Origin of the sequence: Robinsoniella sp. RHS (assembly GCF_001029355.1) — a bacterium.
Taxonomy (GTDB): Bacteria; Bacillota; Clostridia; order Lachnospirales; family Lachnospiraceae; genus Robinsoniella; species Robinsoniella peoriensis.
On record NZ_JNGB01000023.1, the window covers coordinates 43,313 to 58,633 of the forward strand.

12 protein-coding genes are annotated in these 15,321 nt (G+C 41.4%); 1 reads left to right on the plus strand and 11 read right to left on the minus strand.

Annotated features, from left to right (window positions below; genetic code table 11):
* Nucleotides 1–293: 293 nt before the first annotated feature.
* A complete protein-coding gene (locus tag RHS_RS12610; protein ID WP_047833395.1) occupies nt 294–1,415 on the plus strand; it encodes a hypothetical protein in 1,122 nt (373 codons plus the stop codon).
* Nucleotides 1,416–1,637: 222 nt separating this feature from the next.
* On the opposite strand, the gene RHS_RS12615 is transcribed toward RHS_RS12610, so the two are convergent.
* The 11 genes from RHS_RS12615 to RHS_RS12665 all read right to left on the minus strand — a co-directional run bounded on the left by RHS_RS12615 (nt 1,638) and on the right by RHS_RS12665 (nt 15,263).
* Nucleotides 1,638–3,788, minus strand: coding sequence for a transglutaminase family protein (locus RHS_RS12615; protein WP_047833396.1), 2,151 nt, complete (start codon nt 3,786–3,788; stop codon nt 1,638–1,640).
* A 19-nt stretch (nt 3,789–3,807) separates the two neighbouring features.
* The gene (locus RHS_RS12620; RefSeq protein ID WP_047833397.1) at nt 3,808–5,004 is read right to left on the minus strand and encodes a DUF58 domain-containing protein; all 1,197 of its coding nucleotides are present in this window, start codon (nt 5,002–5,004) and stop codon (nt 3,808–3,810) included.
* 12 nt (nt 5,005–5,016) lie between these two features.
* Nucleotides 5,017–5,943 (minus strand): MoxR family ATPase, encoded by a 927-nt coding sequence (locus tag RHS_RS12625; protein ID WP_027292461.1) that lies wholly within the window; start codon nt 5,941–5,943, stop codon nt 5,017–5,019.
* 283 nt (nt 5,944–6,226) lie between these two features.
* Nucleotides 6,227–6,931, minus strand: a complete 705-nt coding sequence (locus RHS_RS12630) for an aspartate/glutamate racemase family protein (RefSeq protein WP_047833398.1) — start codon at nt 6,929–6,931, stop codon at nt 6,227–6,229.
* 206 nt (nt 6,932–7,137) lie between these two features.
* Complete coding sequence (locus RHS_RS12635) at nt 7,138–8,817, minus strand: glycoside hydrolase family 3 protein (RefSeq protein WP_395022260.1); 1,680 nt, start codon at nt 8,815–8,817, stop codon at nt 7,138–7,140.
* 85 nt (nt 8,818–8,902) lie between these two features.
* Nucleotides 8,903–10,042 carry an exo-beta-N-acetylmuramidase NamZ domain-containing protein gene (locus tag RHS_RS12640; protein ID WP_047833400.1) on the minus strand — a complete coding sequence of 380 codons (1,140 nt, stop codon included), beginning with the start codon at nt 10,040–10,042 and terminating at the stop codon, nt 8,903–8,905.
* 56 nt (nt 10,043–10,098) lie between these two features.
* A complete protein-coding gene (locus tag RHS_RS12645; protein ID WP_047833461.1) occupies nt 10,099–10,809 on the minus strand; it encodes a PIG-L deacetylase family protein in 711 nt (236 codons plus the stop codon).
* Nucleotides 10,810–10,936: 127 nt separating this feature from the next.
* Nucleotides 10,937–11,935 carry a GNAT family N-acetyltransferase gene (locus tag RHS_RS12650; RefSeq protein ID WP_047833401.1) on the minus strand — a complete coding sequence of 333 codons (999 nt, stop codon included), beginning with the start codon at nt 11,933–11,935 and terminating at the stop codon, nt 10,937–10,939.
* A gap of 46 nt (nt 11,936–11,981) precedes the next feature.
* Complete coding sequence (locus RHS_RS12655) at nt 11,982–13,451, minus strand: 6-phospho-beta-glucosidase (RefSeq protein ID WP_395022263.1); 1,470 nt, start codon at nt 13,449–13,451, stop codon at nt 11,982–11,984.
* Nucleotides 13,435–14,319, minus strand: coding sequence for an ROK family protein (locus tag RHS_RS12660; protein ID WP_047833402.1), 885 nt, complete (start codon nt 14,317–14,319; stop codon nt 13,435–13,437). Before RHS_RS12660 ends, RHS_RS12655 begins: the two co-directional genes overlap by 17 nt.
* The gene (locus RHS_RS12665; protein WP_395022265.1) at nt 14,316–15,263 is read right to left on the minus strand and encodes a BadF/BadG/BcrA/BcrD ATPase family protein; all 948 of its coding nucleotides are present in this window, start codon (nt 15,261–15,263) and stop codon (nt 14,316–14,318) included. The genes RHS_RS12660 and RHS_RS12665 overlap by 4 nt, the downstream gene beginning before the upstream one ends.
* Nucleotides 15,264–15,321: the final 58 nt, after the last annotated feature.

Below are 15,321 nucleotides of genomic sequence, written 5' to 3' on the forward strand. Positions count from 1 at the left end.
GACATTATTCTAACAAAAAATAGTGGTTCTATTGATCTATATGTACTGAATAGAAAATTAATCGACATATTTTTATTATTTGCGATGTAAATTGCGGTATATCAACTTCTTATCTATGTTTTAATACACAAAATGTGCTTTTTAATACATTTTCATGCATTGTATTTTTAAATTATGTTATTTTTGTACTATATTTTTGAAATATCTCAGATTTGATTCCATTGCAAATAAATCAATTTATCTCAAACTACATATCAATAATTCAGTTTATAAAAAACAAAAGGAGCATAATAATGAATCAGGAAAACCAAAAACAAGAACAAAAAAGCATGTTATCTCAAAATACGGATTTATCAGTAAAAAAAGAAAATCAAATACCTGTTGAAGCTGAAACTAAGGATACCACTTATCCCACCGTACAAAGCAGCATTATTCCCTCTATGAATGATTCAAAAAAAGAAGAGACAAATAGTCCCACGGTTGAAATCAATCCCCAAAAGAAACCCGAAGCATCACAGAATAATATTAATAATAATGAATCCATTAAAGAAAAATCACCGGACTCAGAATCCAGAAAACCTTTTACTGCAGGCCAGGACATTACATGCAGACCGCCTAAATATGATCCTGAAAGAATGAATAACCATATACAGAATTTAATTAAAGAAAAAAAGGCTCATTTAAAAAAGATTGCTAATTTGGAAGACCAGGTGAATCAGTTAAGAAAAGATTTATCAGCAAATAATACACGTGTTCCGAAGACTGAAAAAATGATTGATATTTTTTCTACTGCTCAGGAAAATGCAGAAAAATATTTTGATAATATTAAGAATCTTGCAGATGCAGAAATGGCAAAAGCGAAAAAAAGTGCAGAAGAAACTATAACAAACGCTAACCAAAAAGCTCAGAAAGTTTTAGCTTTAGCTGAAAAGAAAGCTCTTTACATACAGGAAAAAGCCTCTGAACAAGCACTGGAACTACAGAAAAAAAATGGAATAATGATGCAGGAGACAGAGCGTTATAAATCCTCTATTGAAGCTCAGTTAAACGAAGCAAAAGCCAAAATAGAGACTTCCGAAAATCAGGCAAATGAAAAAGCAGAGCGGATTATAATTAAGGCAAAAGAAGATGCAGCAAATATATTAACTGAAGCAAACATGAAACTGGAACTGGCTAATAAAAAGCATGATCAGATTATCGGCCGTGCCGAAGATCAGGTTGAACATATTGTAAGCTGTGCTCGTACTGAGTATGAGGGTCTCCGTTCATTGATTGATAAAAGTTCACTTCAATATATTGAATTGTGTAAAGATTTGTCTGATTTTGACTATCTGTACAGTTTTACTGAAACTATAAATTCACAGCCTGATGAAGATGATTCAGAATCTGACAGCGGCGAGACAAAAGAGAATTAATTTTTTATCCTGTAATGAAAACGGCTTGCCACAAAAATGAGAATGGCTTGCCACAAAGTGGGATATGCAGATGTGGGAAATAGATAGTACCAAACAAGGCAGGGTGTGACCAATGCTGTTCACACCCTGCCTTCAACTTTATCCCCCAGAAAAATGATGATGGAATCAGATTAGAACCGGGTATAATCCAATCATGCTGTATGCTGTCTTTTTACTAATCATTTATGCAAAATCTGGGTTTTTCTTCTTTTTTATTAATCTGTACAAATGTCTATAACATTGTATAACTTCCCGTTTTTCTTTTCCGGATACCAGCGTTTTTCCATACGTGCTTCGGTCAAATATCTGTCCGATTACAGTGCAGTCATATCCATATCCACGTTGAACACTCTGGATTAAATCGTTACTTCCCAGTATTGCTTTTTTCTTCATTTTTTTTAAAATAATCTTCCATAATCTATGATATACCATTTTTACAGACTGCTCATTTGTACAAAATAATATATGGAACCGAAACCATAATTCACTCCCTAATGTCCGGATAATCATAAGAAGGCTGAGACCTATTGACACAAAAGCTATGATAACCAGTATATTTTGAAAGGTAATGTTTTCCCACCATTTTGTTACTGTATCTGCCGGTTTATCTTCATATTCCTGGCTTAAGGATACTGTGGGTTCAAAAACCATCCAGCCCAGACCTTTAATAAATATTTCCACAAACGCATGGGAGTTTTTTGTCCTGACAACATATGCACCTTTTTTCTCATCATATTCACTGACCTTAAAACCTTCCATGTATCTGACATTCAAGCCAAGTGTCTGAGCCATTAACGCCATGGACGTTGCATATTGGGTACAGGCTCCACGTTTACTGTTCTCCATGAAATACTCTGGTCCGTAATCCGGCGGTACATAGGAAGCATCATAGATATAATCTCCTTCATGAAAATATTTTTCCAGGGCTTTTGCTTTATCATAATCGGTTTTGGAGTCTGATGTAATTTCCAATGCCTTTTCTTTTAAATAATCCGGATAATAGTCAAACTGTCTTTTGATATGATCTGAATAGGCAAAAGAAAATGCTTCATAATAGTCCACATATTCATCATCAAATACTTTTATTAATCTGTTATATGCATCCTCATTCAGTTCAGATAGAAAATTTAATATATTATCCGGTTCTGTCAGTTCGTTCTTCATATATTTCACTGTGTAAGGGTATGATGTACTTCCATTGACTGCCATCATTTTGTTCGCATCCCATAACACCGGCTGCTGTAATTCCATCTCCAATTTACCCGCATAAGAATACGGCGGGTGAGGCAGCATGGTAAAGTTCATCAGTGGCTCCAGGTAAACCGTTTTTTCAACAGAGTTTATTGCTTTAGAAAGTTCCGGCTGCACACCTGGGAAACTTTGCTTCAGCTCCTTTTTATTTAATAAAATTTCATCTATTTTAGTATACAATTCTTCCATATTAAAAGGATTCTGCTGAATATCAAGCCCCTCAAAACTATCGCTTTCTTTCATTTCCCAGCTATGGTTGTCCCAGTTATAAAAAGTATAAAACTGGCGTTCCAGGTAAAGCGGTTCATCCGCATATACATATAGTAAAATCTGATCATCTAAATCCTCATTTCCATTGCTGTTCCCTGACTGTTTATTCAGGTGTCCCAGATTTGCATTTGAGTTTACATCCATCTGAAACATCACCAGGTTTCTAAATTCCTCTCCAAAGGGCGCCAGATATCCTTTTGGCATCAAAGAAGCCGGAAGAATAAGAATGCCAAGCAGTAAAAATGCGTACCATTTATACTCTTTCGTAATTATATATGTATAATTGCTCTCTTCCCGCATCTGGCGGCAATGCAGGATTGTCATAAAGTACATGAAGCATAGAGTTATGATATATACACTGGAAAATATTCTGCCTGTTTTAAGAAAAAGCAGCATAGGCATAATTACAATCAAAAAATTAAGCAGACTATTTTGTATCACATTGGAACAGTAATAAACCAGCGATCCGATCACAAAACATATAAATACCATGATTCCAGTCTGCAGAAAAATATTCGTCGTATAAACGCCGCCAAAAATAATGTCTTTGAATTCATTGACCGTTTTACCTGCTGCCATACAGCACACCCATACGATGATAAACACGGAAGCTAATCCCAGACAATAGTATAGCGTTCCTCTCCTGGTATTATCTTCTTCAATAAAATAAAAGAAACAAAATAACACTGCCTGAAATAATAAGACAACGATACTCCAAACCAGGATATTTTGTATGTATAAAGTCAGGATAATACCGCAGACAAACGTTGCATATACAAGGGGTACTCCGTTCTTTTTCATTGTGTTCAGCATAAATGTTTCCTTTCTTCCCTTATCCAGTAATTCTTTGTAAATGAAATTCTTCCGTAATCAGAAACATATCCGGCACAGTAAGCAGATTTTCTCCGCCGATAACCGTTATCACCTGATTACCCAAAATTTTAATTTGGGATTTCAGCCTTGCATTCATGCCTGCCGTAAAGATTATATATCCGCCTCTGCTATCCGGAATCCGATCATATAAATTGAAACTGCGATAGCTGTTATGCTCAAATTGAAACCTGGACATCTTCCATTGCAGAGCTCCCAGATCTTCCATTGCATTTAAAGATATCTGCTGGATTTCTCCTTCAAAAAAGCAGTACAGTTCACAGCCAGATCCATTTTCTATAAATTCCTTTATCGTTCCCAGCATCCCCTCAAGAACCCGCTGCTGCATATAAATTATCTGGCTTCTCTGGATCTCCGGCCAGGCATCCGTATCCACATATGCATCCAGTATAAAGACCGGGGGGGAACACATGGCGTAGTCATCCAAACGCAGCATATATTTTCCTCTGCGCTCTGATAATTTCCAGTTAATTCTTTTGATGGGATCTCCCGGCTGATATTCCCGGTATTCATATCCGGGCATGGCTGATCTTTGATCTAAAGATTCCCTGGATTCTTTTTCATCCTGAGTATCATCTGCAATCCTGAAGCAGTTCCATATACACTCATCTTCTATCAGTACATCCGGAATATCCGGTACAATCTTGATTGTTTTTTTAATCTTCTCATGATCAGCAACCGCTTCCTGAAAACTGATAAATCCAAATAAATCTGTTACGGTTACATATGCTGCTTTCAGATTACACTCTCCCCACATGACAGCCTGGTATTCTTTATCATATGACAGGCTTTGCCTGCCGCCAATTGATAAATGATACCGGTCTTTACCCAAATATTGTATATGGTTCTCTTCGGTTAAGATAACCTCCAGACCGAGAACCGGCGGCAGGCTGTGATTCGTTACGGTAACCGATATTTTCCCTTTCTCCCCTTTTAGGAGAACAGTTTTCTGAATGTCTATGGAAACTTCAAGCTTCTTCACTACTGCAAACGCACCGCCAATTGACAGGATCGGAGCAGCCAGATACATCCCTAAGAAAACCAGTGAAAAATCCATATCAATAAACAAGCCGATTATAATAATTCCAAGACCGGTAAGTAAGTATTCTTTTAATTTATATATTTTAATTTTTCCCATAATTTTTCTTTTCTAAGATGTCACTGAAATATTTTCCAGTAAATAGTTAATAAATGCTCTGGAATCTTTAAATTTTACCTTTCCTTTTCTGGAAAGGATCATTCGATGAGCCAGGATATCAACCGCAATCGCCCTTACATCATTGGGCGTTGCATAGTCACGGTCATCCATATAGGCAAGGCCTTTTGCCGCTTTAAAGAGACTGATGCTCCCTCTTGGGCTGATTGCCAGGGAGACATTCTCATTAGACCTGGTTGCCTGAACCAGATCCAGAATATATTTCTTAACCTCGTCCTGGACCCGGACCTGCTCAACCTCCTTTTGCATAGCCGTTACATCTTCAATGCTCCATACCGGATTCAATGCTGCTTTTAAGCTTCTCACGCTGTTTTTATTCAAAATTTCCATTTCACTTGCATGATTTGGATAACCTATGGATAATCTCATGAAAAACCGGTCCATCTGAGCTTCCGGCAAATGATAAGTACCATAGTTTTCAACGGGATTCTGAGTAGCAAAAGTGATAAAGGGTTCTGGAAGCGGATAAGTTTTTCCATCAACACTGATCTGATTTTCTTCCATGACCTCCAATAATCCCGACTGCACTTTTGGCGAAGCCCGGTTGATCTCATCCGCCAGAAGGAAATTACAATTGACCACACCTTCCCGATACACCATCTTCTTTGTCTCGGGATCAATCATGGTATAACCGATAATGTCTGAAGGCATAATATCGGGCGTCAGCTGCAACCGGTGAAATACACCGGCAACCGACTGGGATAAAGCAAGTATTAGTTGAGTTTTCCCGGTACCTGGCACATCTTCTATCAATACATGTCCATTGCACAACATTGCAAGAACTACTTTTATGACAGAGAGTTTTTTCCCGACGATTACTTGTTCAATATTTCCGACTAACTGTAGAATTTTTTGATTCATTTGCTTTCCTCTTTTCAAAAATTTATAATACAATTTTTCCACTTAATTATTATATTTTATTGTAATATAATTTTTCTATTATATACTATACTGATGATATACGGCTTTATAATGTATTGAAAGGTAGACTTTATGTCATATTTATCAAACAAGCCAGAGTATACAGCTATACGTGCCGAAAATTGATTGGTTAGCTGACTTTTGAATTTCTTGCTTAATGTATAAAAATAAGGCGTTGAAAAATAGATACCAGTTCTATTTTCCAACGCCCCTAACATATTACCTATATCAAAACCCGCTCTTCCATCGCCAGCATAGCCGCCTGTCTGGCATGTATATAAGTAGTATCAAACACAGGAATCTCTGTATCCTCCTGTTTCACTAATAAACCGATTTCCGTACATCCAAGAATAATACCCTGAGCACCCTTTTTCATTAGTCCGCCGATAATTCTCAAGTATTCTCTTTTGGACTTCTCCGATATAATTCCCAGGCATAACTCCTTGTAAATGACCGAATTAACTATTTCCATATCCTGGATATCGGGGATGATTACATCCACCTGCTTCTCTTTCAGGTTCTCCTTATAAAAGTCCTGCTGCATAGTATACTTCGTCCCCAAAAGGCCCACCTTATCAATCCCCTGTCTTCTTAATTCCACCGCAGCAGTTTTTGCAATGTGAAGAATTGGTATCTCTATTTCCTTTTCTATCTGGGGTACTACTTTATGCATTGTATTGGTACAGATGATAATAAAATCAGCACCTGCTTTTTCAAGATTTTTTGCTGCTTCCGCCAGTATACTACCGCTTTTTTCCCATTCACCGTTAGCCTGGCATTCTTCTATTTCCTGAAAATCTACACTGTATAATAAACATTTGGCAGAATGAAGACCACCTAATTTATCTTTCACCACTCTGTTCAGGATCTGATAATATGTAACCGTGCTCTCCCAACTCATGCCTCCAATTAAACCAATTGTTTTCATTATTAAAAATCCTCCTATTAATCAGGCTTTTTACAGCCCTTTTCCTGTTCTCTATCTTTGTGAATTCAATTATAGAAAACATCTCCGATATCTTTTTGCAAATACGTTATTACATCATATTTCCAATAAAAAGTATAACTTTTTATGAAACCTGTGTCAATGCACAGCCGGATAAATAATTGTAATTATGCATAAGATAAAAATAATTAATAGAAGAAAGCAAGATCACAAAAAGCCTTCAACGCCCTTTCACTGTACTCATATAGTGCTGCCCGAAAAATATTCTCCGGCATTTGCTCCAGATCATAAGGATTTCTAAGGGCTGCTACTGCCATAGGTTTTCCCGCCTTTTCCAGTTTAGCCGCCAGTCTGGCAACCAGTTCGGCCTGCCCGGGATTCATATGGGCATTTAAAGTGCCCACCGCTATAGCACTGCATGAATTTGTTTTGCTTAATATAATGTCTATTTCATCCAGGGTTGGATTTAATGACATATATACAGCATCACCGCCATACTTCGCTTTCAGATAGGATGAAAAAGCGAAGCTGCTGTCCGCTTCATTTTGCACCAGGGCAGTCCTTGCCGGATATGGTCCGATCCATAACGGCATTCGTCCGACTTTCATTTTATCCATTCCTTCTGGTTTATAGAGATCAATGCATTTTCTGTAAAATTCTTCCATGAACTTTTTCTGGTCAGCTGTTCCCACAAGCTTTAAATCCATCGGCTGACCAGAGTTGAAGTCAGCTTGTGCAGTGTGATTTTTTTTAATTTTTGTCCCATGTTTTTTTTCTGGGGGTTCTCCGGCATATAATGCTTTATATTGCAAAACCCGCTGCAGCGCTTCATCTATTCTGCTCATTTCAATTCTGCCGTCATCTACAGCATTCTTGATTTCCTGTATGGACTCATGGACTACCGATGCTGTATGGGATATAAAGATTAGATCTGCCCCTGCCCGCAGAGCTTCTACTGCACCTGCCGGTGTCCCGTAATACTTCCGGATGGCATCCATTTCCATACAATCGGTAATTACCAGCCCTTTAAACTGCAGCTCATCCCGGAGTAAACCAGTTATGACTTTCTTAGACATTGTACATGGGATTTTTTCAGGTTCATATGCCGGCAGAAGCATATGTGCAATCGTAAGGGCAGGAATCCCTTTTGCAATGGCAGTTCGAAAGGGCAAAAGTTCCTCCCTCTCTAACTGCTCCCGGTTCTTATCTACAGAAGGCAAGCCCAGATGGGAATCGACATCCGTGTCCCCATGTCCCGGAAAATGCTTTCCTGAGCATAGAATCCCGGCATCCTGATATCCACGTACCGCCTGTACAGCACATTTGCTGACTAAAGCGGGATCATTTCCAAAACTTCTGACTCCAATTACGGGATTTCGCGGATTGCTGTTTATATCCAGTACCGGAGCCAGGTTAAAATTTATGCCTAGTGCTTTTAATTCTTCTCCTACAATTTTAGACCCATGATAAATGGGATCCCATTCCCCGGGGTGTGCCTGTAAATCGTTTTCTGGCATCTGCGGGTCATACATTGCAGGCTGCAAACACGCTTCAGCTCTCCCCTGCGCCATTGCAGATGGAAGCACAGCTGCATCTTCAGGCAGTCTGGATACCACGCCTCCTTCTTCGTCAACGCTAAGAAAGGGCAAAACCCCGGTCTCTTCCAGGATGAAATCCTGCAATTGCCTGCACAGAGCTGCCGCCTGTTCCTTACTCTTTATGTTGTAAGAGAAGAAAATAACATTTCCAACCTTATCCTTTTTCACTAAATCCAAAAATGCTTGATCCGGTTTACTGCCCGGGAATCCGGTAACAATCAACTGTCCTATTTTCTGATCTAAATTTTCCAATTTTTTTAAATCCATCATAATCTCCTTGTATTCCTTAAAGCTATTTCATGGTGTACCGGGGGGGGGTCTGAGACTGCTTTCTGACGCTTCCCTTCTGCTTCATTTAATACCTGTGAAATTTAGATTTTCTTTTATAAAATTTACTGCTGTCTCTGGCAAGTCCGCAAAGCAGTTCCTCCGCCTGCTGCCCCTCTTCCAGGATTTTTCCGCTGCCAAAAAGTAACTCTATCATGCTTCTTGCACCATCCTGATAGGGTGGCAGAAAGGCAAACTCTCCCGGATAATAATCCCGGAAAGCAAACAACAATTGCAGACCGGTTTCCACCGGACAAAATGCATTCCTGTCCGTAATGTGTATATGGACTCCTTCGCATGCCGTTCCCTGGTGCTTTGAGCTAAAAGGTGTGAAATATGCCGGCGAAAATATGGTTCCAGGCAAATTTTTCATGTTCATATGCTTTGCCAGCTTATATCCGTCTGCAAAAGGTGCTCCGATTATTTCAAAAGGTGCAGATGTCCCCCTGCCTTCAGAGAGATTGGTTCCTTCAAACAAGCAGGTCCCGGGATATAAAAGTGCTGTATCGAACCTGGGTATCCCAAGGCTGGGCATTACCCATATGCTATCTGTATCGGGAAACATCCAATTCCTCTCCCAGCCTTGTACCGGGACAACCTTCAGCTCAAAATGATAACCCTGTTCCTGATATATCATATCTGCCAGTTCTCCTATAGTCAGTCCGTACCGCATACAGAGCGTATATGCACCGACAAAGCTCTCATATTCTTCCCGGAGCAAAGTCCCCTCCGCTTTGTCCCCAAGGGGATTTATGCGGTCCAGAATAATCAATTCCTTCTGGTATCTCTCGCATTCCTGCATTGCATAATACATCGTTGAAATAAACGTATAATATCTCACCCCCAGGTCCTGAATATCATAGACCAGAGTATCTGCCCGATCCAGCATTTCCTTTGTAAACCGCTTAGAATCTTTGCGATATAAACTGTAAACCGGAATCTTTGTATAAGGATCCACATAGGCCCCCACATCGCCTCCTGCATCCACATTTCCCCGGACACCATGTTCCGGGCTGTAAAGCGCTGTCAGCATAAATTTCTCCCGTAAAATATCAATAGTGGATACCAGCCTTTTATCTACACCGGAAACCGAAGTAATCAGCCCAAGCCTTTTACCAGTAAACCACCCCTTGTAATCATCAATAGAATCTATACCATTTCGAATCATTTTCTCTCAAACCTCCCATCTCTTTATCATAAAACACCCCCAAGAACACCTAAAACCTAAAACTCCTGCAAAACCAGTTTCTTAGCTTCTTCCTCTACGGTAAATGCCTGAGCATATTCTTTTCTTGCGAGACACCCGTTGCATCTCATCAAATGCGCATAGTATTCCATATATGGAAAACTGGGGCTGTTTACAGCAAACCAATGTTTCGATATAGCCTCTTTCCATAAAGCAAACCCCTCATTTGTTACTTCCATATATAAATATGGAGTATAATGTGCTGCGTCTTCCCAGTTCTGGGCATAATAAGGACCTTTTGCAAACCAGGCATCCTCTGTTCTTTCCAGACCTGCAAGCCCTGCATAAAACCATGCATCTTTTACTATTTTATGGGTCAGCTCATGGTCCTTGTGCATACTGTATTTCCAGTGTGTCATAATTGCTGCCGGTTTATATTTCCGGATATCATCACAAAGCCTGAGTCTCACTTCTTCACTGTCAGGCAGTTCCCCATCCACATAGGGATAAACCAGAGCCTCACCCTTTAATATCTGTGCAAATTCTGCTGCTTCACTCTCTTTCTGTATGCGGTATTCCTGTGGAGAAAGATGGGGCGGATTTCCCCGCTCTCCTCCGGTCAATGCCACCGTAACGATCCGGTATCCCCTTAAAGACAGGCTCGCCAACACGCCTCCGCAAGTTAATTCCGCATCGCCCACATGACCGCCTATTGCCATAATTGTTTTTTGCTTTTTATTCGTCTCCATACATATACGCACAAGAGCGTTTCTTAAAATTGCTTTCTGGCAGCTTTGCGTCACAAATCAAATTGAAAGAATCACTCCGTGGCTTCCTTTCCTAATTATCTTTCAACCTTTTCAACCTTGATCCTCCCTATAAATAACGTTTTCTCATATCTGCCCACGTATGTATTATGGAAAATCCCACGGATTCATAAATATTTCTTGCCGGGTTATTTTCCCCTGTAAACAGCGTCATATATTCTGCACCTTTTTCCTTCAGCCCGCTGCATAAGAAGCAAAACAAAACTTTAGCCAGACCTTTTCCCCGGAACGCCTCATCAATGCCGATACCGGCAAAATACCCTCTTTTACTTTCCTCCACATCCAGAGGTCCTGCAAATCCACAGACCCGCCCCTGATACACCGGAACCAGAATCGGCCTCCCTCCTTTATTTCCGTGTGCATTAATATTGCTGTCTGACAGAGTTGCGTTTAGTATCTCCTTTTCCCACAGAGGATTCTGAAAATCCTGCATCATCTTTTCCATGCCCCGGTGAACGCTGGGATCAAAGAAGGTAAATGAAAATCCTTCTTCAGACAGTTGGATACTTTTCTCATCCATTTCATTGGGAGCCTGATAATCATACAGATTCAGATAATAACTATTCTGCATGGCAAAATCCCGGTATCCGCAGTTTTTCAGGAATATATATGCATCCGATTGAATGTCCACGCCGGGTGTGTTCGGATGGGTTACTGCTTCTTTCCCCGGAACGCCCCAGGGCAGCCCTACCGGACTAAAAAAGGATATTTCCAGCTCCGTCTTATGCCCGCGTTCCATTAACTGCTTTTCTAAAGCAGACAATACTGCTCTGCCAAAGCCTTTTCTTCGGCAGGATTTATCAGTTATTACCATTGTTACAAACAGCTTCCCTGTGAGATGGTCCACAACGCCTGATGCAAATGCAATACCGTCATCCAGAAGGAGTGTAATTTTCTCCATCCCCTCTTTCTGCTTCAGAAACTTATCCTCAAATGTTTCTCTTGACAGGGGCAAATGGAGCATTTCTTTTTCTTTGCAAGCCTGGCTAAACATCATGTATGCCTGTTCCGACTCCCTGCTCCCGGTTACTATTTCTGTTATTTTCATTGAATACCTCCCCTAGATCGTGTCTTAAAATTCATTCCAGCCATCTTCACACTCTAAACTGCGGAAGATAATCTCTGTGCGCCTCAAATAATTCATCCATGACTGCCCGGGCTGTCTTCTGGGACATGACCAGTGGATTAATCATCAGCGCCAGCAGAACTTTTTTCTTATCTCCCATAAATGCCGCCTCACATCCTGCGATTTCAAAGGATTTAATCTGCTGAATGAGGCCATTTACCGCTCCCGGCAGCCTGCCAATTTTAATCGGTAGCGGTCCATTGGCGGTAATGCGGCAGCTCACCTCTACAATTTCATCCTCTTCAAAGTTTTCGATGGCACCACGGTTCACCGTATTTACCACCTGAATATCCCCTGTGTCATTATAAATGGAACTGATCAGACTGCATGCAGCATCACTGTAATAAGCCCCTCCACGTTTTTCAAGCTGCTTTGGCTTCTCACAGAGTGCAGGATCCTTATACAGCGCAAACAATTCATCCTCAACAGCTTTGACAAATTCAGCCCGTACTTCATGCTTTTTGTATTTCTCCAAAGCCTCCTCCAGATATTCTTTTGTCATATAATAATACCGGTGATAGGAACAGGGAATGACTCCCAGTTCTTCCACAAAATCAGGGTCCCAGGATATGGAAGTTATATTCTGAACGCTCTGGTCTCCCCAAAGCTTTAACACTTCTTTGGTTACATCCATTCCGTCCACTTCTACTCTGGTGCCAAATACCATGTGGTTCAATCCCCCAAAATCAACCCGTACTTCTTCCACAGGGCGTTCCAGCAGATCTGCAATTGCTTTATGCATGCCTATCGGCACATTACAAAGACCGATGATTTTCTGAAAGTCCGTATACCGGTGAATTCCTTCCATCACCATGCCCACCGGATTTGTAAAATTAATCAGCCATGCATCGGGACATATTTCCTTTATATCACGGCATATATCAGCAATGACGGGAATCGTTCTCAAGCCTTTAAAAAGCCCGCCGGCTCCGTTGGTTTCCTGCCCGAGTATACCGTGGGCCAGAGGAATCCTTTCATCCTTTATCCGCGCTTCCAGCTGCCCCACCCGAAGCTGGGTGGTGACGAAATCCGCTCCTGCCAATGCCGATCTCCGGTCCAGGGTTGTATGTATCTCCATAGGGATTTGTGCCCGCTTTACCATCCTTCTTGCAAGTCCGGCAACCGTATTCATTTTTTCTGATCCCTCCTGAATATCAACCAGCCATAGTTCTCTGACCGGCAGTACATCATATCGTTTTATAAAACCATCCACCAGCTCCGGCGTATAGCTGGAACCACCACCGATGGTAACTACTTTGATACCCCGGGGGGTCTGCTTTTCTGACTTCTGCATTCCTGACTTCTGCATTCCTGATTTCTGCATTCCTGACTTTTGCATTCCTGATTTCTGCATTCCGGATTTCTGCATTCCTGATTTCTGTGTTTCTGACTCCCCTGAACGCTGTGAAAATTCCTTCTTTTCATTCTTCTCTGCCAAGATTCTTTACCTCCACTTCATATGCCATCCTGTACAAATACAAAGCACCTATTCTTCCCGCCTGATTGCCCAGGCGGCACGCCTCAATTTTCGTATATTCCTTTAACTGGGGATAAAGGCAATAGACCGCCTCTGAGAGATCCGTGAGGAACCTCGGCTGGTGGGAAACTGCGCCGCCAATCAGCATTTTTTCGGGATCCAGAAGCATCGCCACATTGCCGGTAACCATTGCCGTTTTATCCAGCCACGCACGGTAAATACGTGATATCTCCGGATCATCTAAATGGGCAAAGACATAGATCCCATCCACTTCTCTTTCCAGCGCAAGGGATACTTTCCTGACCAGCGCTGAAGTGGCTCCCGCACTTTCCAAATCAGTTGACGTATGTCCAAGTTTCACTAACCCTGCTTCTGCAGCCTTAAAATGGCTTCCCCGGTACAACTGTCCATTTATAATCATTGCCCCGCCGATACCAGTTCCAAAGGTGAGCATACAAAAGTTTTGTATGTTCTGACCAGAACCTTTTACCAACTCTCCTACAGCGGCGCAATTACTGTCATTTTCAATCATCACAGGTATTTTAAAGATATCTGCCAGTTCTTTTTTCAGATTGTACTTCCTGAAATTTTCCCCTACACTGTAATCCGTATTTTCTCCCGTTACCGGATTAATAAATCCAGCCATGCAGACAGCCACCCCGCAAATTTCCTGCTGATATGGTTTCACCACCATTTTTATCTGTTCCAGGAACTGTTCCGGATTCTTTAAAGTAGGTTCCTCCCCTTCCTCTAAGACCTGATAATTACGGTTCATCAGGCTGTATTTCAAAAAGGTGCCTCCTATGTCCACTGCCAGATATTTCTTCATTTTGTCTCCGCCTTTCTTTTCAACAGCATTCTCAAAGTTCCTTCTGCCGATTCCGTCTCTGCCAGTTTCACACGAAGGTCCGGGAATTCCAGCAGTATCCGTTCCTTTGTCTGTCGGCAGATATCTTTATTTTTCAGCAGGACGCTTCCGGCAAATACCAGATTATGTTCCTCCGGCATCCGGCGCAGCACAGATTTTGCAAGCTTTGCAAGTTCTTCTGCGCTTCTGTTTTGTATTTCACAGGCTGTTTTATCCATTTTTTCAGCTGCTTCCCCGCACAAAACCGCCAGTGAAGCAATTTCGCCTTTGGTTCTTTTTTCCTGATAAACCCAGCGGATCATTTCTTCTATACCGGTTATCTGTAAATGATCATAAACCATCTGTCCAAGCAGGGTTTTCTTCTCTCTGCAATCTTCACTTTGTACAACTGCAGACAGAATCTCTCTCCCAATAAAATAAGCGCTTCCGCCATCATCAATCAAATGCCCATAGCCCCCCGCCCTGTACAAAATGCCATTTGCGCCTATCCCCATGCAGACAGACCCTGTGCCGGCGACTAATATGCAGCCTTTACACGAAGGAAATGACGCCGCCAATGCAGTCTCATGATCTCCAAATAAGACAACTTCACATAAAAAACCTGCTTTTTTACAGGTTTCTTCTAAAAAACCGGATACCACCGGGTTACTGATCCCAGCGGTTCCAATACCAATCTTCATACAATTATCCGGCGGAAAACCCTGCTGCTTCAAACAGGCTAATGCCCCCAGCAGCATGCTCTGCACTGCCTCTTCTTTCTGACCATTCATGTTCAGGGGGCCGGCTTCCAGTCTGGAAATAATTCTGCCCATACAGTCAGCCGTTAAAATTACCGTTTTCGTTCCCCCTCCATCAATTGCCAGCAGGTACTGCTCTTCCCATGCTTTTTCATACATTTCTGTCATATCCCCCTTCCTGGCTGAACCAGGCTCTCTCTTTCACTGCTCTCATTTACGACTCACA